The 25,715-nt window shown below is 38.1% G+C and carries 11 protein-coding genes; 4 read left to right on the top strand and 7 right to left on the bottom strand.

Features of this window, described 5'->3' with window-relative positions:
* Window positions 1-13 precede the first annotated feature (13 nt).
* From LQ189_RS04240 to LQ189_RS04230, 3 genes are all read left to right on the top strand, one after another.
* Window positions 14-592, top strand: coding sequence for a non-canonical purine NTP diphosphatase (locus LQ189_RS04240; protein ID WP_230154493.1), 579 nt, complete (start codon window positions 14-16; stop codon window positions 590-592).
* Window positions 593-783: 191 nt separating this feature from the next.
* Entirely contained in the window at window positions 784-2,706 is a 1,923-nt protein-coding gene (locus tag LQ189_RS04235; RefSeq protein ID WP_230154492.1) for a DEAD/DEAH box helicase, read from the top strand.
* Window positions 2,707-2,790: 84 nt separating this feature from the next.
* Complete coding sequence (locus tag LQ189_RS04230) at window positions 2,791-3,558, top strand: carboxypeptidase-like regulatory domain-containing protein (protein WP_086454201.1); 768 nt, start codon at window positions 2,791-2,793, stop codon at window positions 3,556-3,558.
* A gap of 319 nt (window positions 3,559-3,877) precedes the next feature.
* Here LQ189_RS04230 and LQ189_RS04225 read toward each other — a convergent pair whose 3' ends face one another.
* Entirely contained in the window at window positions 3,878-5,341 is a 1,464-nt protein-coding gene (locus LQ189_RS04225; protein ID WP_230154491.1) for an aminoacyl-histidine dipeptidase, read from the bottom strand.
* A gap of 209 nt (window positions 5,342-5,550) precedes the next feature.
* Between LQ189_RS04225 and LQ189_RS04220 the strand changes: the two genes are divergently transcribed.
* Window positions 5,551-6,507: a DUF3810 domain-containing protein gene (locus LQ189_RS04220; RefSeq protein WP_370634888.1), complete on the top strand. Its 957-nt coding sequence runs from the start codon at window positions 5,551-5,553 to the stop codon at window positions 6,505-6,507.
* 131 nt (window positions 6,508-6,638) lie between these two features.
* On the opposite strand, the gene LQ189_RS04215 is transcribed toward LQ189_RS04220, so the two are convergent.
* From LQ189_RS04215 to LQ189_RS04190, 6 genes are all read right to left on the bottom strand, one after another.
* Window positions 6,639-8,597 carry an OmpA family protein gene (locus LQ189_RS04215; RefSeq protein WP_230153766.1) on the bottom strand — a complete coding sequence of 653 codons (1,959 nt, stop codon included), beginning with the start codon at window positions 8,595-8,597 and terminating at the stop codon, window positions 6,639-6,641.
* Window positions 8,598-8,611: 14 nt separating this feature from the next.
* Window positions 8,612-9,541, bottom strand: coding sequence for a type IX secretion system membrane protein PorP/SprF (locus LQ189_RS04210; protein WP_086455432.1), 930 nt, complete (start codon window positions 9,539-9,541; stop codon window positions 8,612-8,614).
* 39 nt (window positions 9,542-9,580) lie between these two features.
* Entirely contained in the window at window positions 9,581-21,769 is a 12,189-nt protein-coding gene (locus LQ189_RS04205; RefSeq protein WP_230154487.1) for a Calx-beta domain-containing protein, read from the bottom strand.
* Between the two features lie 566 nt (window positions 21,770-22,335).
* Window positions 22,336-22,482, bottom strand: a complete 147-nt coding sequence (locus LQ189_RS04200) for a choice-of-anchor L domain-containing protein (RefSeq protein WP_230154485.1) — start codon at window positions 22,480-22,482, stop codon at window positions 22,336-22,338.
* Window positions 22,469-22,648 carry a hypothetical protein gene (locus LQ189_RS04195; RefSeq protein ID WP_230154483.1) on the bottom strand — a complete coding sequence of 60 codons (180 nt, stop codon included), beginning with the start codon at window positions 22,646-22,648 and terminating at the stop codon, window positions 22,469-22,471. Before LQ189_RS04195 ends, LQ189_RS04200 begins: the two co-directional genes overlap by 14 nt.
* A gap of 1,402 nt (window positions 22,649-24,050) precedes the next feature.
* The gene (locus LQ189_RS04190; protein ID WP_230154481.1) at window positions 24,051-25,355 is read right to left on the bottom strand and encodes an NAD(P)/FAD-dependent oxidoreductase; all 1,305 of its coding nucleotides are present in this window, start codon (window positions 25,353-25,355) and stop codon (window positions 24,051-24,053) included.
* Window positions 25,356-25,715: the final 360 nt, after the last annotated feature.

The raw sequence follows: 25,715 nt of genomic DNA, 5'->3' as shown, positions 1-25,715 counted from the left end.
CTCATCTAAAATCATGAAAATAGTTTTTGCGTCTAATAACAAAAATAAAATTATAGAACTTCAAAGCATGCTTCCAAAAAGCGTAACTATACTGAGCCTTGAAAGCATAGGATGCCATGAAGAAATTCCAGAAACAGCCCCTACAATTGAAGGGAATGCCATTTTAAAAGCAAATTATGTAACTCAAAAATACGGCTACGACTGTTTTGCAGATGATACAGGTCTTGAGGTACTAGCACTAGATGGTGCTCCAGGAGTTTACAGCGCCAGATATGCCGGTGAGCAACGTAATCCTGAAGACAATATGAACCTCTTATTAAAAAATTTAACAGATAAAGAAACTAGAGCAGCACAATTTAAAACCGTAATCGCTTTAAATTTAAACGGCGAACAACATTTATTTACTGGTATTGCCAAAGGAGAAATTACGTTAGAAAAAATTGGAAATCAAGGATTTGGCTACGATCCTATATTCCAACCAGAAGGATTTACCGAAACTTTTGCACAATTACCATTGGAACTAAAAAATGAAATCAGCCATAGAGGTAAGGCAACAAAACAACTATTAATGCATCTTAGCAACAAAAGTTAAACAAAAACTGTGAAATTTTACTTAAAAAACATAGTTGCAAAGCTATATTTTTTGTATCAAAAATAGTCCTGAATTCAATAACAAACCATAACTTTCTGATAATCAAATTATAATAAATCATTAAATCTTGAAATAGCATTAGTTTATATGAATAATTTAGAGTAATTTTGCACCCTATTTTAAAAATACATATGAATAAATTTGAACAATTAGGATTGAGTGAATCGTTACTGAAGGCGGTTTTAGATCTAGGATTTGAAAATCCGAGCGAAGTACAGGAGAAAGCGATTCCCCTATTATTGGAAAAAGATACAGATATGGTGGCGTTGGCTCAGACAGGGACAGGGAAAACGGCAGCTTTTGGTTTTCCAGTTATCCAAAAAATTGATGCTAACAACAGAAACACACAAGCATTAATTTTATCTCCAACACGCGAGTTGTGTTTGCAGATTACCAACGAACTTAAAAACTACTCTAAATACGAAAAAGGTATTAATGTAGTAGCCGTTTACGGAGGAGCTAGCATCACAGAACAAGCGAGAGACATAAAGAGAGGAGCACAAATTATTGTTGCAACTCCAGGAAGAATGCAAGACATGATTAATAGAGGTTTAGTAAACATTTCTCAAATTAACTATTGTATTCTTGACGAAGCTGACGAAATGTTGAACATGGGTTTTTACGAAGATATCGTAAACATCCTTTCTACTACGCCAGACGATAAAAACACATGGTTGTTTTCTGCAACAATGCCTGCTGAAGTAGCGCGTATTGGAAAACAATTCATGACTGATCCTATTGAAATTACAGTTGGAGCTAAAAATTCAGGTTCTGCTACAGTTTCTCACGAATTTTACCTAGTAAATGCACGTGACCGTTACGAAGCTTTGAAACGTTTGGCAGATTCTAACCCAGATATTTTCTCTGTAGTTTTTTGTCGTACCAAAAGAGATACACAAGCTGTAGCCGAAAAATTAATTGAAGACGGATACAGTGCTGCTGCATTACACGGTGATTTATCACAAGCACAACGTGATGGAGTTATGAAATCTTTCCGTGGTCGTCAAATACAAATGCTTGTTGCTACTGATGTAGCTGCTCGTGGTATTGATGTGGATAACATTACTCACGTAGTAAACTACCAATTACCTGATGAAATTGAAACGTACAACCACCGTTCTGGCCGTACTGGTCGTGCAGGTCGTTTAGGAACATCTATTGTAATTGTTACTAAAAGCGAATTGCGTAAAATTTCATCTATTGAAAGAATCATCAAGCAAAAATTTGAAGAAAAATCAATTCCATCTGGAATCGAAATTTGCGAGATTCAATTACTTCACTTAGCTAACAAAATTAAAGATACTGAGGTTGATCACGAAATTGATACGTACCTTCCAGCAATTAATAGTGTACTTGAAGGCTTAACAAAAGAAGAGTTAATCAAGAAAATGGTATCGGTAGAATTCAACCGTTTCATCAATTATTACAAGAAAAACAGAGACATTTCAACTCAATCAGGTGAAAGACGCGAAAGAAGTGATGATAGAGATGGTGCTCCAAGAGAAAACAACAATGGCGGAGCAACTCGTTATTTTGTAAACATCGGTTCTAGAGATAACTTTGACTGGATGTCATTAAAAGACTATTTAAAAGAAACATTAGACTTAGGTCGCGATGACGTTTTCAAAGTAGACGTAAAAGAAGGTTTCTCTTTCTTTAACACTGATCCTGAGCATACTGATAAAGTAATGGAAATATTGAATAACGTTCAACTAGAAGGACGCAGAATCAATGTTGAAATTTCTAAAAATGACGGTGGCGGAAGACGTGATCACAACGGAAGAAATTCTGGTGGTGGTTTTGGTGGAAGAAGCTCGGCTCCTAGAAGAGAAGGAAATTTTGCTCCAAGAAGAGAAGGTTCTGGCGGATTTAGAAGCGATAGAAGTTCAGCACCTAGAGAAGGTGGATTTAGAAGCGATAGAGGAGCAGCTCCAAGAAGAGAAGGTGGTTTTTCATCTGACAGATCTAGAAGCGAAGGTTCATCTGATAGAGCTCCTAGAAGATCAGAAAGCTTTGGTGATGCACCAAGACCAAGAAGACCAAGAAGAGACTAAAGTTTAGTTAATATTCTTATAATTATACTGGAACTACAAAATATTTAATCCTGATTTATTACTTTTAAAGTCTTAAATTAGAGTATGAAATATTTTGTAGTTTTTTTATTTACTGTATTCTCAATTACAGCACAATCTCAAGTCAAAGAACCTTCTCAAAAAGTAGATGGCATCATCCTTAGTAATACAACTAAACAACCTTTATCAAGCGTAAACATCATCAACGTAAATAAAGTACGTGGTGCCACAACCGATGAAAGCGGACATTTTGAGATTGATGTTCAAGTTAATGATACATTGCACATTACGAGTTTAGGTTTCCAATCCTTGAGAGTACGCGTAACAAATGACTGGATAAAAAACCGAAGTACTAAAATTCAACTTACAGAGAAAGCCATTGCGCTTGAAGAGGTTATCATTAGACCCTTTAACCTAACAGGGTATCTTGAAGTAGACACAAAAATCATTCCCGTGCGAGAGAATTACCGCTATAGTATTTCTGGATTAACACAAGGATATGAAGCAGGACAGGTATCACCTAATGCTTTTGGAAAAGTTCTAGGTTCCATATTTAATCCAGCGGATATGCTCTATAATTTTTTTGGTAAAAACCCAAAAGAGCTGAAGAAGTTAAAAGAAATGAAAAAGGATGATACCGTACGAAAATTACTGGAATCTAAATACGACCGCGAAACTATAGCTGTCCTTTTAGGCATTGACAAGGATGAAATCCCTGAAATTTTACAACGTTGTAATTACTCGGACTCCTTTATTAAAACGGCTAATGACCTACAAATAATGGATGCTATTAGTGGCTGTTATGAAGAATATAAGATATTAAAGAAAAAATAAATTTCAACATTTCATAAGTAAAACCAATCAATCCTCAATTCAAAAAAATTGGGGATTTTTTAATTAAATAGGCAATAAATCAAAATATTACATACATTTACTAAATTGAACATTAACCACTAAATATATTATCATGGCAAAAAGTCAGGATGCGAAAAAGACTGTAAAAAAAGAGCCTTTAAAAACCGCTAAAGAAAAGAAAGAAGAAAAAAGAGAAAAGAAAAACGCTCCTAAAAGAGATTAATATCCAGTATTAGTTTACAGTCTCAGTTTGCAGTTCTTTGAAACTGAATACTGAGACTGTTCCTGATTACTAAGATTATTTAACTGGAATATTTGCTAAAATTTCTACAAAAAATTTCCAGAATTTTTGTGATGATGAAATACTAGCTCTCTCATCAGGTGAATGTGCACCATGAATTGTTGGACCAAAAGAAATCATATCCATCTCAGGATAATTTGTTCCTAAAATACCGCATTCAAGTCCTGCATGACAGGCTACCACTCTTGGTTTTTCACCGTTTTGCTTTTCATAAAGAGGAACCAAAACATCTAAAATTTCCGATTTAGAATTTGGAGTCCATCCAGGATAAGAACCTGAAAATTCAACTTCACAACCCATTAATTCAAATGCAGAACGCAACCCATTTGCCAAATCAAATTTTGAAGTCTCTACAGAAGATCGTGTTAAACATTGTACCGAAAGTTGTCCATCTCCTAAAACTACTTTTGCAATATTATTTGAAGTTTCAACTAGATTTTCAAAATCAGCACTCATGCTGTACACTCCATTATGAGCAGTATACATAGCTCTCACAAAATAAAACTGAGCAATTGACGGCATAACCTTAGCAGGTGTTGTTTCTAATTTTTCAAAAACAACTTCTAGATTTGGCTCCGTAGTTTTTAGTTCGGTTTTTATTTCGTTTACAATTTGCTGCATGTCAAACACAAATGCTTCGTCATACACCTCGGCAATTATTACTTTCGCTACACTTTCTCTTGGAATTGCATTGCGCAAACTTCCTCCTTTTATTTCGGAGATTTGCAACCCAAAATTATCAAAACCATCAAACAATAAACGGTTCATTATTTTATTGGCATTGCCCAAACCTTTATGAATATCCATACCAGAATGACCTCCTTGCAATCCTTTCACGGTAATGGTATACCCCACAGAACCTTCAGGAGTTTCCTCTTCATCATACTCTGCAGTAGCTGTAACATCTATTCCACCAGCACAACCAATATCAATTTCATCATCTTCCTCTGTATCTAAATTCAGTAAGATTTGTCCCTGTAAAACACCACCTTTTAGGTTAAGAGCTCCAGTCATTCCTGTTTCTTCATCTATAGTAAACAAGGCCTCAATAGCTGGATGAGGAATATCTTTACTTTCTAAAACAGCCATGATAGCAGCAACTCCCAAACCGTTGTCAGCACCTAAAGTAGTACCTTGAGCACGAACCCAGTCACCATCAACATACATGTCTATTCCTTGTGTATCAAAATCAAAAACAGTTTCTCCATTTTTTTGATGCACCATATCTAAATGTCCTTGAAGCACAATTGCTTTACGGTTTTCCATACCTGGAGTAGCCGGTTTTCTTATGATTACATTTCGAATTTGATCTTCAAAAGTTTCAAGTCCTAGGCTTTCGCCAAAATTTTTCATGAAAGCAATCACACGATCCTCTTTTTTAGAAGGCCTTGGCACTGCATTTAAATCCGCAAACTTACTCCAAAGTGCTTTTGGCTCTAGATTTCTTATTTCTTGACTCATATTGGTAATTGATGTTTTAATTTTACAATACAAAGTTACAAAGTTTAAATTCCAATAGGCACTAATTAATATTGTAATTATATTTACAACTCAAATTTTTTATCTTGAAAACAAAATATTTTCTCCCGATTTTTTTCCTCATCCAAATTATATTGCTCCAAATTGCTCCTTTTTATCCTGAACAAATAGAGCGCTGGTACAGCAATGGTATGTATCCTGTATTATCTCAGTTCTTGCGCACAATCTTAGGAAGGGTTCCTTTTTCAATTGGTGATTGTCTTTATTTTATTTTGATTCTTTGCGTTTTGAGATGGTTTTGGAACAACCGAAAAACTTATAGATCCCAGTCGAAAAATTCACTTTTAAGTATACTGAGTTTTACATCTGTACTTTACTTTTTATTTCATTTGCTCTGGGCACTCAACTACTACCGTGAACCGCTTTTTGAAAAAATGAAAATTAAAAACGAATACACTGATGGCGATTTACTTGTTTTTACAAAAATGATTATCGCAAAAACGAATGCTATTCAATATAACATTACCACTAGCAAGGCTTTAAAAGTTTCCATTCCGTACACACAAGAACAAATTTTTAAAAAGAGCTTGAACGGTTATCATGCCATTGCAAAAAAGCATTCTTTTTTTAAATTCAACACTCTTAGCACCAAAAAATCATTATTTAGTCTACCCTTGACCTACATGGGATTTGGAGGTTATTTAAATCCTTTTACAAATGAGGCTCAGGTAAATGATCTCGTACCGCTTTATGGTTTTCCTATGACTGTAAATCACGAGATGGCTCACCAAATGGGTTATGCTAGTGAAAGTGAATGTAATTTCATTGGATTCCTAGCTTGTGTTGAAAATGAAGATACGTATATCCAATATTCCGGCTACAGTATGGCTTTACGCTATTGTCTAGGAAATTGGCAAATACGAGATGAAGGCATTTACAAACAACTACTAAAAACCATACATCCCGGTGTTTTAAAAAACTACAAAGAAAGTGAGCAATTCTGGAAGCAATACGACACCTTTATTGACAAAGGTTTTCATGCTTTCTATGACCAATTCTTGAAGATCAATCAACAAAAAGACGGCATGGAAAGCTATAGTAAGTTTGTAAATTTGATGGTGAATTACAGTAAAACACATACCCTATAAAATGTGAAAGAAACAACTAGTATGATAATGAATTGACTCCTACTCCATCATTCATTTATCTAATACGATATAACAAAAAAGGCTATCCCGTTATGGATAGCCTTTTTTGATTTTTGTTGTTTAGAGAAGATTTATTGCATCGATATAACAATAAACTCACTTCTTCTATTGGCTTGATGTTGTGCCTCTGTACAGTTTGATTGGTTCGTAGGTTCACATCCGCAATCGTTTACAAGTTGTGATTCACCGTATCCTTTTGCTGTTAATCTATTTGCAGCTATACCGTTTTTGATCAACCATGCTTTCGTTGATTTAGCTCTTCTATCAGATAGTGCTTGGTTGTATGCTGCGGTTTGTCTGCAATCTGTATGGGATCTAATATCGATGGTCATCTTTGGGTATTGTTGCATCACTGCTAATACTTTTTCTAGCTCAAATGCCGCATCTTTTCGAATAAATGACTTGTCTAAATCAAAATAAAGTATTGGAATATCCAAGGTCTTAGCTAAGTCTGTACCTACTTCAATAACTTTTTTTCTTGGCTCTAAGGCCAATGGACCTTGTGTTGCTCCAGATACTTTTGCTATTACAATCTTATTCTCTTTGGTTTCATACTCTGGCTTTTCGCCACGTAAATAATATGTGGTTCCGCATGTTACCTCAAAGCTGTAGGCTCCTGATGATGGAGTGGTGATTTCTTTAATCAAATTAAAATTCGCGTCAAACAAACTTACCTTGGCATTGGCCAAGACTAAATCTGTATCTTGATCCTTTATTATTCCTTGAAGTACTTGATTACAAACAGGAACAGGAAATTTATTGAATCTATAGATGTCATCAGATCCTAACCCACCCTCTCTATTAGAGGTTACAAATCCTTTTTTATTCTCTGCATCAATCACAAATGAAAAATCATCTTGGGTACTGTTTATAGGTGTACCTATGTTTGTTATGGTACTACCAGGAGTTTTTGATGATAAATCCATCACAAACACATCTAACCCTCCTAGTCCTGGGTGGCCATCACTGGCAAAGTACATTTTATTGTCTGCTGAGATAAAAGGAAAGGTTTCTCTTGCCTCTGTGTTGATAGGCAATCCTAAATTCTCTGGTGTCCCGTAGGTGCCATTAGCATTGACGCTTACTTTAAAAAGATCTGACAATCCCTTGGTACCTGGCATGTCTGATGCAAAATACAAAGTTTTCTCGTCTACACTCAGCGCTGGATGCGCTACACTGTACTCATTACTGTTAAAAGGTAGCTCTTGTACATTGACCCATTTTCCATTTTCGTTCGTGGCCTTGTAGAGTTTTAATAATATAATACGTCTGCTGTCTTTTTGCTTTTTCCCGTTTAGGTAATTATTACGCGTGAAGTACATGGTTTGGCCATCTTTGGTAAAAACAGGTGTTGACTCATGAAACCTACTGTTGATGTTTTTATTAAACACCTCTGGTTTACCCACACTACCATCTGTACTGATCTGGGAGCTGTACAAGTTAGTGAAGGATTCATTGTTCCACTTGAACACTTTTTTAGCTACTCCGCCTGTATCGCGCGCCGATGCAAAAAGTAGGGTATTGTTGTAGTAAGCGCTTCCATAATCAGAGTAAGGGGAGTTGATTCCGGCATCAAATATTTCATATTTCCCTGAGTTTTCCTTGATGTCTTTTAAGTAATCACGCTGACTCGCAAAGAGTTTCCCTCGCTGGTCTGTGGCTGATTTGGAAATGAACTGTTCTAGCATTTTATCGGCCTTAGCATAGTTGCCTACGGCTTTTAACGATTGGGAATACCTGTAGTAATACTCGGCTTCTTGAACTGGGTTCATCGCAAAAAGAGCAGAATACCATTTCTCTGCCTTGATCAAATTGGCTATAAAGAAATAGGAGTCTCCCAGTTTTTGAAACATTTTCTCGTCTTTATATCCTTTCTCTGCTACTTTCTCATAGGTAGCTATGGCATCAACGTAAGAATAATTATCGAAGTTTTTATCCGCAATTGCAACTCCTTTTTTTTGGGCATACCCCATTACTGTTGACACTAAAAAAACTACACAGCATCCGAAATGTTTGGCGCTTAATTTCATAACGTTATATTAAATTAAAAGAATCTAGGTGATGTGATTTTGTTATATCGTTTGAATATTTCGTAACGAAGAAATATTTCATGTGACCCTGAATTGTAATTAGCCAGTCGTGTGGTTTCCATATCGTATGCATACCCAATAAACCAAGAGTCTGATACCTGAAAGCCTACCATGGCACTCAATGCAGCACTCCAGCGGTAAGCAGCTCCTACTGTAAACTTGTCATTAAACAAGAAGTTAGCCGATAAATCTACTTGTAGTGGAGCACCTTGAACCATCTTAGTCATCATGGCTGGTTTGAATTTTAAATTATAATCTAAATCAAATACGTGACCGGCTGTTAAGTAATAGTTTACGCGTTCTCGTGCAATATAAGAATTGGCTCCTACTCCTGCGTATTTATCAAAATGCTCTGTCTCTAACAAGTTAGGAACTGAAAGACCCACATAGGTTTTATCTGAGTACCAATAAAGTCCCACTCCTATATTAGGTGAAAACTTATTGTCTATGTTATTCTCAAAACTATAGTCATTAGGATCATACTGATTCAACTTATCAAAATTGACATTCAATAGATTTGCTGAGGCTTTTAATCCAAAGGAGAGTTTGAAGTCTTCTGAGGTATTGATGTAGTATGAAAAATCAACTGCTAGATTGCTCTCATCAGATGGCCCTATCCTGTCATTTATGATTGATACTCCTAGGCCTAGTTTAGTATCATTGATAGGAGTATTAATAGAGGCAGTATTAGTTACTGGTGCCCCATCTAGCCCTACCCACTGGGTGCGGTGTAGGGCAAAAATATTCATGGACTGACGCGAACCTGCATAGGCTGGATTTATATTGATCGAATTGTACATGTACTGTGTAAACTGAGCATCTTGCTGGGCATTTACTATACCCGAGAGTAAGAGTACCATTACTACTACTAATTTTGTCTTCATATTGCTTCCATTTTTAAACTTATGAGCTTTATTTATTTATTATCTGTTGATGTATAAGTATCCTGCTTTTTCAAAACTAGTGGCTGCACTGTCCTTATATCTCAAGATGTAATAATACGTTCCTTCTGGTAACTCTTCGGATTGTTTGATGGTTACTCTTCCTTCTGAAACGCCTCTAAAAGCTCTATCATCATTGTTATATCCTGCTCTCTCAAATACTAGTACTCCCCAGCGGTTGTATATCTCTACCGTATTGTCGCTGTAACATTCTAGTCCTCTAATGCGGAACACTTTGTTGTCTCCATTTCCATTTGGCGCTACTGCATTAAACACTTCGATCACACATCCTTGAATAGCAAGTACTGTTGGTCTATCACTTAAAGCACTAGAATCATCTGATAAATCACTTACTACAACTCCTAGTGGGGTAACTCCTGTTGCGGTTGCTTGGTTGGTTACGCTTCCTAAATTGATGTCGGATTGTTTCAAGCGATATACTCCTTGATAGGCTGTATTGTTTGTCGCTCCTACTGGCAATAAAGGTATGCTATTACCCGATAGTATCAAACCTGGTAGCACATCGGTTACTGTTACATTGTTTAATGGCGTGTTTCCTGTATTGCTTACCGCAAAACTGTAGGTAATAGTCTCTCCTGCTTGTGCAAAACCATCTCCATTTTCATCATTGAATACGGCTGTTTTAACTATGGCTATATCTGGCGTTTCGTTCACAACTACTGTAACTGTGGCTGTGGTACACACCAACGGATTAGAACCTGTTTCACATACTTGATACGTAATACTATAAGTTCCTGCTATTGTATTTGGCGATACAGTTAAGTTTCCATTTGCATCTATACTCAATGGTCCATTTGTTACTGGCGTCACATCTGTATTAGCAGCTGTTGCTGGTACTCCGTTAATGGTATCATTTGCTAGAACATTTCCTCCGGTGGCTGGTAGCGTATCATTTAAAGCTACTAATACATTGTTTACTACTACCGTTGCGGTAGCTGTGGTGCAATTTGCTGGTGTTGCTCCTACTTCACATATTTGATATGTTATCGTGTACGTGCCACTTGGGGTATTTGGTGCTACTGTTAAATTACCATTTGCATCTATACTCAATGGTCCACTTGTTACTGGCGTTACATCAGTATTAGCTGTAGTTACAGGTACTCCATTTATCGTATCGTTTGCTGTTACATTTCCTCCTGTCGATGGAATGGTTACGTTATTAGCTACGATTAAATTATTAATCACTACCGTTGCTATAGCTCGTGTACAATTTGATGGGCTTGCGCCGACTTCACAGATTTCGTATTCTATGTTGTAAGTACCACTTGGTGTATTAGGTGCTACTGTTAAGTTTCCATTTGCATCTATACTCAATGGTCCACTTGTTACTGGTGTTACATCAGTATTCGCTGGCGTGGCTGGTACACCATTAACCGTATCGTTTGCTGTTACATTACCGCCTGTTGGTGAGAATGTGTTGTTATTGGCAACAATGATATTGTTTACTACAACCGTTACTGTAGCTGTGGTACAGTTTGCAGGAGTCATTCCTGTTTGACAAATTTCATAAACGATAGTGTAGGTGCCACTTGGTGTGTTTGGTGCTACTGTTACATTTCCTGCAGCATCTATACTTAATGGCCCGCTAGTTACTGGTGTCACAACAGTATTTGTCATGGTTGCCGGTGATCCATTTACACTATCATTTCCTAACACATTCCCTCCTGCTGCTGTAAAAGTATCATTACTAGCAACTAATGGATTTACATAATTAACAGTGACCGTAGCTGTGGTACAATTTACTGGTACAGCTCCTGCTTCACAAATTTCATACGTGATGGTGTACGTACCATTTGGGGTGTTTGGCGCTACTGTTAAATTTCCATCTGCATCAATACTCAATGGTCCATTTGTTACTGGTGTTACATCAGTATTAGCTGTAGTTACCGGTACTCCATTTAAAGTATCGTTTGCTGTTACATTTCCTCCTGTTGATGGAAGAGGGTCGTTATTAGCAACTAATGCATCAGTTACTGCATTAACGATGATAGTCAAAGTAGCACTATTCGATACTATGCCACTATTGTCGTTTACGGTGTAAGTGATTGCTGTAGTAGTACCATTATAGTTCAATACCGGTGTAAAGGTTATTACTCCTAAATTATTTACCGTATAGGTACCTTCTCCTGCTACCGTGAATGTGGTTTGTATACCTGCTGTAGCAGGATCCAAATCTACTGTAGTAACATCAATGGTACCGTCACCATCAGTATCGTTAGTCGTTACATTAATTGTAACAGGTGTGTCTTCATCTGTTGTTACAACGTCGTTGGTAGCTATTGGTGTAACATCATCATCTAAAATTATTCCCGTGCTACTTACTGCTCCGCTGCTAATGCTAAAGCTTTCGTCTGCTTCATCAATAGTGTCTGCTGTAGTGGGTACACTTACCGTTCCCGTGGTTGCTCCTGCTGGAACTGTTACGGTAATGCTTGTTGTAGTGTAATCAGCACTTCCTGCGGTTCCATTGGTCAAAGTGAACGTATAGGTGGTATCTACCGCAGATGGGTTGCTCAACGTAAAGTTGAATACTACAGCATCTCCTTCAACAGCATTTGAAGGACTGATACTTGCTACTGTTGGTGCATTGTCATCATCATTGATTGTTCCTGTAGCGGTATCTGTTGTTGATCCAACGGTTCCTGTTGTACTGGTAATAGCTACGGTGAAGGTTTCGTCTAATTCATCGATAGTATCTGCCGTAGTGGGTACTGTTGCTGTAGCTGTTGTGGCTCCTGCTAAGAACGTTACCGTTACTGGAACTGTTGTATAATCGCCATTGGCTGTCGTTACATTGGTAAAGCCTAAAGTAACGGTGATGTCTGTAGCTGATGGGTTGCTCAATGTAACTGGGAAACTCAAGTTTCCTCCTTCTGTGATTGAAGCATCTGCAATCGTTACCACTGGTGCATCGTCATTATCATTGATTGTTCCTGTGCTACTTACTGCTCCGCTGCTAATGCTAAAGCTTTCGTCTGCTTCATCAATAGTGTCTGCTGTAGTGGGTACACTTACCGTTCCCGTGGTTGCTCCTGCTGGAACTGTTACGGTAATGCTTGTTGTAGTGTAATCAGCACTTCCTGCGGTTCCATTGGTCAAAGTGAACGTATAGGTGGTATCTACCGCAGATGGGTTGCTCAACGTAAAGTTGAATACTACAGCATCTCCTTCAACAGCATTTGAAGGACTGATACTTGCTACTGTTGGTGCATTGTCATCATCATTGATTGTTCCTGTAGCGGTATCTGTTGTTGATCCAACGGTTCCTGTTGTACTGGTAATAGCTACGGTGAAGGTTTCATCTAATTCATCGATAGTATCTGCCGTTGTGGGTACTGTTGCTGTAGCTGTTGTGGCTCCTGCTAAGAACGTTACCGTTACTGGAACTGTTGTATAATCGCCATTGGCTGTCGTTACATTGGTAAAGCCTAAAGTAACGGTGATGTCTGTAGCTGATGGGTTGCTCAATGTAACTGGGAAACTCAAGTTTCCACCTTCTGTGATTGAAGCATCTGCAATCGTTACCACTGGTGCATCGTCATTATCATTGATTGTTCCTGTGCTACTTACTGCTCCGCTGCTAATGCTAAAGCTTTCGTCTGCTTCATCAATAGTGTCTGCTGTAGTGGGTACACTTACCGTTCCCGTGGTTGCTCCTGCTGGAACTGTTACGGTAACGCTTGTTGTAGTGTAATCAGCACTTCCTGCGGTTCCATTGATCAAAGTGAACGTATAGGTGGTATCTACCGCAGATGGGTTGCTCAACGTAAAGTTGAATACTACAGCATCTCCTTCAACAGCATTTGAAGGACTGATACTTGCTACTGTTGGTGCATTGTCATCATCATTGATTGTTCCTGTAGCGGTATCTGTTGTTGATCCAACGGTTCCTGTTGTACTGGTAATAGCTACGGTGAAGGTTTCGTCTAATTCATCGATAGTATCAGCCGTTGTGGGTACTGTTGCTGTAGCTGTTGTGGCTCCTGCTAAGAACGTTACCGTTACTGGAACTGTTGTATAATCGCCATTGGCTGTCGTTACATTGGTAAAGCCTAAAGTAACGGTGATGTCTGTAGCTGATGGGTTGCTCAATGTAACTGGGAAACTCAAGTTTCCTCCTTCTGTGATTGAAGCATCTGCAATCGTTACCACTGGTGCATCGTCATTATCATTGATTGTTCCTGTGCTACTTACTGCTCCGCTGCTAATGCTAAAGCTTTCGTCTGCTTCATCAATAGTGTCTGCTGTAGTGGGTACACTTACCGTTCCCGTGGTTGCTCCTGCTGGAACTGTTACGGTAATGCTTGTTGTAGTGTAATCAGCACTTCCTGCGGTTCCATTGATCAAAGTGAACGTATAGGTGGTATCTACCGCAGATGGGTTGCTCAACGTAAAGTTGAATACTACAGCATCTCCTTCAACAGCATTTGAAGGACTGATACTTGCTACTGTTGGTGCATTGTCATCATCATTGATTGTTCCTGTAGCGGTATCTGTTGTTGATCCAACGGTTCCTGTTGTACTGGTAATAGCTACGGTGAAGGTTTCGTCTAATTCATCGATAGTATCAGCCGTTGTGGGTACTGTTGCTGTAGCTGTTGTGGCTCCTGCTAAGAACGTTACCGTTACCGGAACTGTTGTATAATCGCCATTGGCTGTCGTTACATTGGTAAAGCCTAAAGTAACGGTGATGTCTGTAGCTGATGGGTTGCTCAATGTAACTGGGAAACTCAAGTTTCCACCTTCTGTGATTGAAGCATCTGCAATCGTTACCACTGGTGCATCGTCATTATCATTGATTGTTCCTGTGCTACTTACTGCTCCGCTGCTAATGCTAAAGCTTTCGTCTGCTTCATCAATAGTGTCTGCTGTAGTGGGTACACTTACCGTTCCCGTGGTTGCTCCTGCTGGAACTGTTACGGTAATGCTTGTTGTAGTGTAATCAGCACTTCCTGCGGTTCCATTGGTCAAAGTGAACGTATAGGTGGTATCTACCGCAGATGGGTTGCTCAACGTGAAGTTGAATACTACAGCATCTCCTTCAACAGCATTTGAAGGACTGATACTTGCTACTGTTGGTGCATTGTCATCATCATTGATTGTTCCTGTAGCGGTATCTGTTGTTGATCCAACGGTTCCTGTTGTACTGGTAATAGCTACGGTGAAGGTTTCGTCTAATTCATCGATAGTATCAGCCGTTGTGGGTACTGTTGCTGTAGCTGTTGTGGCTCCTGCTAAGAACGTTACCGTTACCGGAACTGTTGTATAATCGCCATTGGCTGTCGTTACATTGGTAAAGCCTAAAGTAACGGTGATGTCTGTAGCTGATGGGTTGCTCAATGTAACTGGGAAACTCAAGTTTCCTCCTTCTGTGATTGAAGCATCTGCAATCGTTACCACTGGTGCATCGTCATTATCATTGATTGTTCCTGTGCTACTTACTGCTCCGCTGCTAATGCTAAAGCTTTCGTCTGCTTCATCAATAGTGTCTGCTGTAGTGGGTACACTTACCGTTCCCGTAGTTGCTCCTGCTGGAACTGTTACGGTAACGCTTGTTGTAGTGTAATCAGCACTTCCTGCGGTTCCATTGGTCAAAGTGAACGTATAGGTGGTATCTACCGCAGATGGGTTGCTCAACGTGAAGTTGAATACTACAGCATCTCCTTCAATAGCATTTGAAGGACTGATACTTGCTACTGTTGGTGCATTGTCATCATCATTGATTGTTCCTGTAGCGGTATCTGTTGTTGATCCAACGGTTCCTGTTGTACTGGTAATAGCTACGGTGAAGGTTTCGTCTAATTCATCGATAGTATCAGCCGTTGTGGGTACTGTTGCTGTAGCTGTTGTGGCTCCTGCTAAGAACGTTACCGTTACCGGAACTGTTGTATAATCGCCATTGGCTGTCGTTACATTGGTAAAGCCTAAAGTAACGGTGATGTCTGTAGCTGATGGGTTGCTCAATGTAACTGGGAAACTCAAGTTTCCTCCTTCTGTGATTGAAGCATCTGCAATCGTTACCACTGGTGCATCGTCATTATCATTGATTGTTCCTGTGCTACTTACTGCTCCGCTGCTAATGCTAAAGCTTTCGTCTGCTTCATCAATAGTGTCTGCTGTAGTGGGTACACTTACCGTTCCCGTAGTTGCTCCTGCTGGAACTGTTACGGTAACGCTTGTTGTAGTGTAATCAGCACTTCCTGCGGTTCCATTGGTCAAAGTGAACGTATAGGTGGTATCTACCGCAGATGGGTTGCTCAACGTGAAGTTGAATACTACAGCATCTCCTTCAATAGCATTTGAAGGACTGATACTTGCTACTGTTGGTGCATTGTCATCATCATTGATTGTTCCTGTAGCGGTATCTGTTGTTGATCCAACGGTTCCTGTTGTACTGGTAATAGCTACGGTGAAGGTTTCGTCTAATTCATCGATAGTATCAGCCGTTGTGGGTACTGTTGCTGTAGCTGTTGTGGCTCCTGCTAAGAACGTTACCGTTACCGGAACTGTTGTATAATCGCCATTGGCTGTCGTTACATTGGTAAAGCCTAAAGTAACGGTGATGTCTGTAGCTGATGGGTTGCTCAATGTAACTGGGAAACTCAAGTTTCCACCTTCTGTGATTGAAGCATCTGCAATCGTTACCACTGGTGCATCGTCATTATCATTGATTGTTCCTGTGCTACTTACTGCTCCGCTGCTAATGCTAAAGCTTTCGTCTGCTTCATCAATAGTGTCTGCTGTAGTGGGTACACTTACCGTTCCCGTGGTTGCTCCTGCTGGAACTGTTACGGTAATGCTTGTTGTAGTGTAATCAGCACTTCCTGCGGTTCCATTGGTCAAAGTGAACGTATAGGTGGTATCTACCGCAGATGGGTTGCTCAACGTGAAGTTGAATACTACAGCATCTCCTTCAACAGCATTTGAAGGACTGATACTTGCTACTGTTGGTGCATTGTCATCATCATTGATTGTTCCTGTAGCGGTATCTGTTGTTGATCCAACGGTTCCTGTTGTACTGGTAATAGCTACGGTGAAGGTTTCGTCTAATTCATCGATAGTATCAGCCGTTGTGGGTACTGTTGCTGTAGCTGTTGTGGCTCCTGCTAAGAACGTTACCGTTACTGGAACTGTTGTATAATCGCCATTGGCTGTCGTTACATTGGTAAAGCCTAAAGTAACGGTGATGTCTGTAGCTGATGGGTTGCTCAATGTAACTGGGAAACTCAAGTTTCCTCCTTCTGTGATTGAAGCATCTGCAATCGTTACCACTGGTGCATCGTCATTATCATTGATTGTTCCTGTGCTACTTACTGCTCCGCTGCTAATGCTAAAGCTTTCGTCTGCTTCATCAATAGTGTCTGCTGTAGTGGGTACACTTACCGTTCCCGTGGTTGCTCCTGCTGGAACTGTTACGGTAATGCTTGTTGTAGTGTAATCAGCACTTCCTGCGGTTCCATTGGTCAAAGTGAACGTATAGGTGGTATCTACCGCAGATGGGTTGCTCAACGTGAAGTTGAATACTACAGCATCTCCTTCAACAGCATTTGAAGGACTGATACTTGCTACTGTTGGTGCATTGTCATCATCATTGATTGTTCCTGTAGCGGTATCTGTTGTTGATCCAACGGTTCCTGTTGTACTGGTAATAGCTACGGTGAAGGTTTCGTCTAATTCATCGATAGTATCAGCCGTTGTGGGTACTGTTGCTGTAGCTGTTGTGGCTCCTGCTAAGAACGTTACCGTTACTGGAACTGTTGTATAATCGCCATTGGCTGTCGTTACATTGGTAAAGCCTAAAGTAACGGTGATGTCTGTAGCTGATGGGTTGCTCAATGTAACTGGGAAACTCAAGTTTCCACCTTCTGTGATTGAAGCATCTGCAATCGTTACCACTGGTGCATCGTCATTATCATTGATTGTTCCTGTGCTACTTACTGCTCCGCTGCTAATGCTAAAGCTTTCGTCTGCTTCATCAATAGTGTCTGCTGTAGTGGGTACACTTACCGTTCCCGTGGTTGCTCCTGCTGGAACTGTTACGGTAATGCTTGTTGTAGTGTAATCAGCACTTCCTGCGGTTCCATTGGTCAAAGTGAACGTATAGGTGGTATCTACCGCAGATGGGTTGCTCAACGTGAAGTTGAATACTACAGCATCTCCTTCAACAGCATTTGAAGGACTGATACTTGCTACTGTTGGTGCATTGTCATCATCATTGATTGTTCCTGTAGCGGTATCTGTTGTTGATCCAACGGTTCCTGTTGTACTGGTAATAGCTACGGTGAAGGTTTCGTCTAATTCATCGATAGTATCAGCCGTTGTGGGTACTGTTGCTGTAGCTGTTGTGGCTCCTGCTAAGAACGTTACCGTTACTGGAACTGTTGTATAATCGCCATTGGCTGTCGTTACATTGGTAAAGCCTAAAGTAACGGTGATGTCTGTAGCTGATGGGTTGCTCAATGTAACTGGGAAACTCAAGTTTCCTCCTTCTGTGATTGAAGCATCTGCAATCGTTACCACTGGTGCATCGTCATTATCATTGATTGTTCCTGTGCTACTTACTGCTCCGCTGCTAATGCTAAAGCTTTCGTCTGCTTCATCAATAGTGTCTGCTGTAGTGGGTACACTTACCGTTCCCGTGGTTGCTCCTGCTGGAACTGTTACGGTAATGCTTGTTGTAGTGTAATCAGCACTTCCTGCGGTTCCATTGGTCAAAGTGAACGTATAGGTGGTATCTACCGCAGATGGGTTGCTCAACGTAAAGTTGAATACTACAGCATCTCCTTCAACAGCATTTGAAGGACTGATACTTGCTACTGTTGGTGCATTGTCATCATCATTGATTGTTCCTGTAGCGGTATCTGTTGTTGATCCAACGGTTCCTGTTGTACTGGTAATAGCTACGGTGAAGGTTTCGTCTAATTCATCGATAGTATCAGCCGTTGTGGGTACTGTTGCTGTAGCTGTTGTGGCTCCTGCTAAGAACGTTACCGTTACCGGAACTGTTGTATAATCGCCATTGGCTGTCGTTACATTGGTAAAGCCTAAAGTAACGGTGATGTCTGTAGCTGATGGGTTGCTCAATGTAACTGGAAAACTCAAGTTTCCACCTTCTGTGATTGAAGCATCTGCAATCGTTACCACTGGTGCGTTAGCCACAATCAAATTAACGAAATTAGAAATATTTTCACATATAATGGTACTATGTCTTACTATGACTCTATAATCATATCCATTTTGGGTAACTGTTACACCTGTCAAGGTTAAAGTAGCAGTTGTTGCTCCTGAATAAATACCACCATTTGTGACATTTGCCCAAGTAGTTCCTCCATTTGTACTTTCTTGCCATTGATAAGTTAGACCTGCATTTGCATCAGTAGCTGGTGGAATAGTATAATTTGGAGTACCAGCTGCAAATGTTGTTGTATTAGTTCCAGTAGCGGTAACTGTGAATATGGCATTTGCACCTGAGTTAGTTGATTGATTTGTTGGTTGCGTAGTTATAGCGACTTGTGTGGCAATTGTAACATTTGCATTTGTACCAGGATAAGTAGCTGCATTAACAGTACCATCGGCTGCAACGCCAGAAGGATTAGTAGGGTTTCCTGAATCGTATACTACTACAACTCCCCCATAAGTTCCATCTCCATTGGAATCGGCGGTTGATGAACCATAAGCTTCGTTGGCATCTGAACAACCATCATCATCTGAATCTAAATCTAAATAATTAGGTTTACCATCTCCATCAGTATCACATTGACCCGCAGTTAATGGTAAAGCAATTGGTAATCCTGATGGTACATTAACTACAATATCAGACGTAGAACCTCCATAGTAACCTCCAACAAAATTTAAATTACTTGAACTTGTCCCCAACAAAACCCCATGATATTCAAAAGAATCAGTACTACCAAGTCTTAAAGTAAATGTATTTACTCCTGCTGGTATTAACAACCATCCATCTTGTTGTCCACTCTCATAACCACCAGCAACTAAACCACCAGCACAAAATGCACTAGTACCGCCGCTCAAATTAGTAATATTTACGCCATCATCGAATCCAATGAATGAAGCAGCAACAACTCCTTCGGAAGAGGGGGTCGTACCCGGCAACCAAGTTCCTGTAGCAGTATTCCAATTACTATTAAAAGGAGCAATACTAGAACAAACAGCAGAAGCATCAGTGGCCCATTCGCGTTCGTATACAAAACCTTGGTTCAAAGCCGTAGGCACTGCATTTGAATTAACAGAAGGAACGCTATAAATGGAAGTACTTGGCACATCAACAAACGTACCCCCAATATTCCACTGTATTCTTCCATCACTACCTGCATTATTATCTGTATATATAACCCTAAATCTTAAAAAGCGATCTGCAGAATTTCCACACTCTACACTATCTAAAATACCATCATTGTCATCGTCTAAATCGACACTATCTACAACGCCATCTAAGTCATTGTCAGCAATTGTAATTGTAATTGTAGCAATATCACAATTCACTGGAGTGATACCATTCTCACAAATTTGGTATTCTAAAACATAAGTAGCGTTTGGAGTTCCAGGTGCCACAGAAACAAGACCAGTGTTCGGATCTATTATAAAACCACTAGGGTTGGTACCGTTTGGATTTGGTGTAATTGTAATTTCACCAGGGTTAGTTCCAATAACTGGGGTACTACCAGCTAACAAATCGTTAGCTACAATAGTTGTAGAGGTGCCACCATTGCCTAATACAAAAGCATCATTTGCAGCATTAATCTGAGCAATTATTGTTACTGTTGTGCCACCACCTGTGGGATCATTGGTGGGATTGCTTGTTAATGTTGTAGACCCTACTGTTATACTTGCTATATTGCTATAATCGCCTGAAGAAGCATTACTAGCAATGTTAACTTGAGCAGTAAAAGTTAGAATGCCTGATGCTGGGTCACCCACTATTTTTGCTGGAACTGTAATATTGGACAAATTTAATGTTGTAGGTGAAAAAGTAGTAACAGTAGCGCCCCCAGGAGTTGCTGGTGATAATGAAGCGGTATTAAAAGTTACATTTGGGTTAGATAAAATATCACTAAAACTAACAACTGTTTGAGAACTTGAAGGATTTGTAATTGTAAAAGTATAGGTCATAGAAGTCCCAGCAGCAACAGTAGGAGATGGCGACACTCCTTTTGTCAAAACTGGAGGAATACAAGCCGTGGCATCGAATTGAGAGAATGGAAGTGAAGGCCCTAAATCTAATAATGTGTTGGTTGAAGGATCATAACTCAAGAAGCGTATTTCGCTTGGATTACTAGGGTTATTCTGATAAAAGTAAAGCTTACCCGTAGCATCAGACCAAGCACCTCCGGCTCCAAGTAAAAGATTTACACCAGATGGTACTGTAGTAGTTATAAGTGAATATGCCCCTGTAACTGGATTTAAAGAAACTAATCCTTGGGTAGTTGATATACCATACAATTTATTATCATAGCTAGAAAAAGCCAAATCTGAGGTCTGGGAACTAGATACAGGTAATACAGGTCCTGTAAACGCTGTTGTGGTATAGGTCATGGTATTGACATTAAGCTTAACAATATGATTCCACGCACCAGAAGTGCCTGTTCTACCCATAAAATAATAGGTATTGGTATTTGAATCGAACTCTCCAGTAGCATTAAAAATATTTGTAGAAAGCCAAGGAATTATTGGTCCAGAACCAGGCGCAGTAGATTGTGTAGGTTTGCCTAAATTTACTATATTTCCTGCAGAATCAAAAATTATTATATTATAGAAATCGGCACTTCCTGTCCCAGCAGGAGTTCCGCCTGATCCTGCTCGCCCAATAATTAAGCCATAAGCCAAAGACAAGTTAGAATTAAAACCCATGGCATTAACTGTAATACCAGAAAATGGAAAAAGTGTTGTAGAGGTTCCTGGAACACTCGGATTAATAACAGAGAGTACAGAGGCTTCAACATTAATGTTGCCACCAGAAACTACATATCCATTTCCGTTACAAGCGAAAGGTGCTGTTAAAGAAGAAATGTTTGTTCCCGGAGGAAATTGCGCATACATTCCAAAAGGAACTAGCAAAAGAACAAACAAAAAACCCTTGAAGCTCTTTGCTATTAAAGTAATACTAATTTCAAAAAATGTAGTTTTATTCATAATTAAAAATATTAGAGTTATACTATGTAATTTTTAGACTGGTTTTGGTCGCGTGGTACCGAAGGCTTTAATCCTAATCCTATTTGAAAAAAAATTTACCTAATTTGATTGAACACAAACTCATCACACTATATTTTAAAATTATCTTTTCTTCCAAAAAATTGTTGCACTTAAAGCATAATTGTAGTAAAATCTTTTTTTTCATATGTAGATAATTATTGTTTTTTATTTGTCATTTGGCATCGCTTATCTTCATTAGTGTTTATCTCACAATATTATATTTTTATCGGAGTTCTAATATTTTCGATTACTTACACAAACTTGTTGTTAATGCCGATTTCATAATAAATATTTAAAAAAAACGTTAACGAATCATTTTTTTTTCTGTCACATACATTCAATATCTGTTCTAAAAATAAATATTGATAATTAATTTATTCTATAGATTTTAGTAAACATCAATATTTTTATAACATTTTAAAGTGTCAAAAACTCCATCAATATTAAAATCTAGCTTTAAAATCATCCTATTGGTATTTTTTTTAATTTTCATTACATAAAAATCCTTATAAAACAAACGCATCATCATAAACTGTACCTACATAATTTGGATATTCTTCAGAACCAAATTGATATCCTATCTTTAAACCAGTTATGGAAGGTCCTAAAGTAATCGTAAGAGAATAAGCTCCAAGATCTTCAACACACCCCATTTGTAAAAGTGGCCACTTGGTTTGCTCTTAAAGTAGCAGGTGCAGCTGCACCACCTAAGGTACCACCAGTAATTACAATTCCAGGCCCTTGTAAGGCGAGGTTAATTTGTGCATTAGTAGGATTAGTTACCGCAGTAACTTGAGAACTACTATTTATAGTATACAAAACAAAATAGGAATAAAAATCCCGTTACTTTAAAAATAAATGAAGGTAGTTGTATTTTCATAATTCACTTTGTTAATTTATTTTGATTCTTAAACTTAAAAAAATATTTCTTCAAAACTGTCACCAACTAAAATAAGTAGTAACCGAAAAATTTAGATTTAAAAGTATATTACTTTATTAAAAAAATTCCATCCTATCATTGACTAAGAACAAATTATGTAATTTATTTACGTTAAAATATTGTTAGCGGTTTCATAATTAAATGTAAAAATAAAATTTTTATCATTTCGTATACAATTAGCTTCTGTAAAATAGTTAAAAGGCAATTAAAATCGTTGATTAACCCTATTACACAAAAAAAAACAACTTAAGTACTTTATATAAAATAGAATACGATTTTTTTTCCTACAAAAAAGAAAGTAAAAGCATAAAAAAAATGACATACAATTTAAAAATTTCGTAACTCGCCCACTTTGATCTAATTAAATTTAAAAATTGATTACGGATTTGCAGGAATAAAATCGACGAATGACGTTAAAGTGTCGATAAGTGGAACTGTAAGTAACTCATAACCATAAAAATATACTTCAACAAAAGAGAATGACTAAAAATGGCTACTACCATAAATAACCATAAGAATTTAGTATAAAAAATCTAATAGATTAATATAAAAAAACCTTGAATTAAGACATGAATAAAGTTACTTTTAAAAACAACTTATAGTAAAATCTTAAAATAAGGTAATCTTTATAAAGAGCGTAGATTTGACCTTGAAAAAAGCAATCAAAAAAAAGCCAATGAAATACAACAAACTGCTGGTAAATCCTCAACCAATTCTTAACTAAGTATAAAAAAAGGGTTCAACTTTAAATTAAAAGTCAAACCCCTGTATTATAAAAATTAAATGCATTTTAAGATTGTATTACAAAGAGTATTCATTACAACCTTCAACTCCACAACTGTTGCATTCCTTTGTTTTCAGAACACTAACTTTAAAATCAAACGCACCTTCATCACAAATTTTCTGAAGTGTTTTAAAAAAGGTTTCCTCGTGCTGTGCTCCAGAAATAGCCTATTTTGCATCAAAAACAAAAAAAGAAACTCCTTGGACCCCTATTTTTTGAATCTCGCCATAACGGCTCTTTCAATTGAAAATCCAATCCCGAATTCTTGTCATTTTAAGCCTAAACGTAATCTTTTTATATTTTTAAGCTAAATTTTCATCTGCACAAGCCACAAAATTTGGGTCTAATGGTTAACTTTTCTATTCGAATTGAAAAAAAATTTGCGTACAAAATTTCGCAAAGCTGTTTCTAGGCTTCTTTACTACTGTAGCGAAACGTTTTAAAGTTATAAAACCCGTTTAAAATTAATTATAGATATTTTGAAATTAAAAATAAGCTTAAACCTCGTCACTGGTAAACGTAGTAAAGCTTTTCTTTTTATACGGTCTAATGATGAGTCTACCCTCACGATCAAAACGAATGTAATTGTAGACCCAATTTAAGAATACAACGGCTTTGTTCTTGAAACCAATGAGCGAAAACAAATGGACAAACATCCAAACGAACCATGCAAAGACACCATTAAAATGATATTTAGGCAAATCGACCACAGCTTTATTCCTGCCAATAGTAGCCATAGAACCTTTGTCATTGTATTCAAATGATTCCAAGGGTTCCTTTTTAAGTAATCGTATTATATTAGTGCCCAGTACTTCACCTTGTTGTAAAGCAGGTTGAGCCATCATAGGATGCCCTTCTGGATAGGCAACTGATACCATAGACGCAATATCGCCAATAGCAAATATATTTTGATAGCCATGAACCTGACTGTATTCATTGACTTTGATTCGCGCTACTTTTTCAACCAATGATTTTCCATCTAAACCGGCAACTAATGCACCTTGAACTCCAGCAGTCCAGATTACGGTAGCGGTATCAAAAGTCAAATCAGAATTGGTTGTAATGGTACGTCCATCATAATTGGTAACACGAACGTTTTTCCAAATCCTAACTCCCAAACTTGTTAAAAATTTCTCAGCAGCTTGCGATGATGCTTCGCTCATGGTATTTAAAATTCGATCACCGCTTTGAATTAAGTTTATTTCCATTTTAGCAATATCCATATCCGGATAATCTTTTTGGAGAATGGCTTTTTTCATCTCGGCAAGAGCACCTGCAAGCTCTACTCCTGTTGGTCCGCCTCCTACCAAAACAAAATTAATGAGACTGTTTTGTTCCGAAACATCTTTGGTAAGTACTGCTTGTTCAAAATTCTCTAAAATGAGACTTCTAATATTGAGTGACTGCGGTATGGTTTTCATAGCCATACTGTTGCGTTCTATTTCTTTATTTCCAAAATAATTCGTTTTGGAACCCGTAGCAATAACCAGATAATCATAGTTTAATTCTCCAATTTCGGCAATTACTTTTTGATTTTTGGTGTCAATTTCCTGAACATTGGTCAATCTAAAATAAAAATCATCATATTCCTGAATCACTTTTCGAATGGGATATGCAATAGACCCTGCCTCTAATCCGCCAGTAGCCACTTGATACAACAAGGGCTGAAACGTATGGTAATTGTGCTTGTCCAGTAATACTACTTGCACTTTTTTATTCTTTAATTTTTTTGCCAAGGCTATTCCCGCAAATCCGCCACCTATGATGACCACTCTGGGTAAGGATGAATGAGGTATGTTCATTGTAATGTATTGACTGTTTGATTCCAAATATACAAAGATATTTTAGAGTACCTCAAACTCTGGTAAATTGTCAAGTACTATTGCTCGCAAAAATTTCTTTCCAGAAAAAGAGTTTCTTTACCAAGGTCTTTTATCTCCATAACTATTTTAATTTTAAAATATAACTGATGACCAGGCGAAAATTGTGTTTAGATCAATTAGCATTCTCTAAAACAATTCCTATTGAAAAAGCCACTTCCTAAACTTAAGAGTCAACAATACCATTCTAATTAAAGAATATTACTTCATTCAGCCATAGGATTGCATTAAACAATTGGTAAATGGGCATTTAATAATGTACTTTTGCAAAAAAAATACACT

Origin of the sequence: Flavobacterium sp. CECT 9288 (genome assembly GCF_918731615.1) — a bacterium.
In the GTDB taxonomy this organism is placed as follows: domain Bacteria; phylum Bacteroidota; class Bacteroidia; order Flavobacteriales; family Flavobacteriaceae; genus Flavobacterium.
This window is presented reverse-complemented; position numbering and strand designations above follow the sequence as displayed.

What these genes read in the sequence shown, in the direction of transcription:
- LQ189_RS04235 (WP_230154492.1), top strand. Translation starts at nt 784, where the DNA reads ATGAATAAATTTGAACAATTAGGATTGAGTGAATCGTTACTGAAGGCG.
- LQ189_RS04225 (WP_230154491.1), bottom strand. Translation starts at nt 5,341, where the DNA reads ATGAGTCAAGAAATAAGAAATCTAGAGCCAAAAGCACTTTGGAGTAAG.
- LQ189_RS04215 (WP_230153766.1), bottom strand. Translation starts at nt 8,597, where the DNA reads ATGAAATTAAGCGCCAAACATTTCGGATGCTGTGTAGTTTTTTTAGTG.
- LQ189_RS04200 (WP_230154485.1), bottom strand. Translation starts at nt 22,482, where the DNA reads ATGGGGTGTGTTGAAGATCTTGGAGCTTATTCTCTTACGATTACTTTA.
- LQ189_RS04210 (WP_086455432.1), bottom strand. Translation starts at nt 9,541, where the DNA reads ATGAAGACAAAATTAGTAGTAGTAATGGTACTCTTACTCTCGGGTATA.
- LQ189_RS04190 (WP_230154481.1), bottom strand. Translation starts at nt 25,355, where the DNA reads ATGAACATACCTCATTCATCCTTACCCAGAGTGGTCATCATAGGTGGC.
- LQ189_RS04230 (WP_086454201.1), top strand. Translation starts at nt 2,791, where the DNA reads ATGAAATATTTTGTAGTTTTTTTATTTACTGTATTCTCAATTACAGCA.
- LQ189_RS04220 (WP_370634888.1), top strand. Translation starts at nt 5,551, where the DNA reads ATGTATCCTGTATTATCTCAGTTCTTGCGCACAATCTTAGGAAGGGTT.
- LQ189_RS04240 (WP_230154493.1), top strand. Translation starts at nt 14, where the DNA reads ATGAAAATAGTTTTTGCGTCTAATAACAAAAATAAAATTATAGAACTT.
- LQ189_RS04205 (WP_230154487.1), bottom strand. Translation starts at nt 21,769, where the DNA reads ATGAATAAAACTACATTTTTTGAAATTAGTATTACTTTAATAGCAAAG.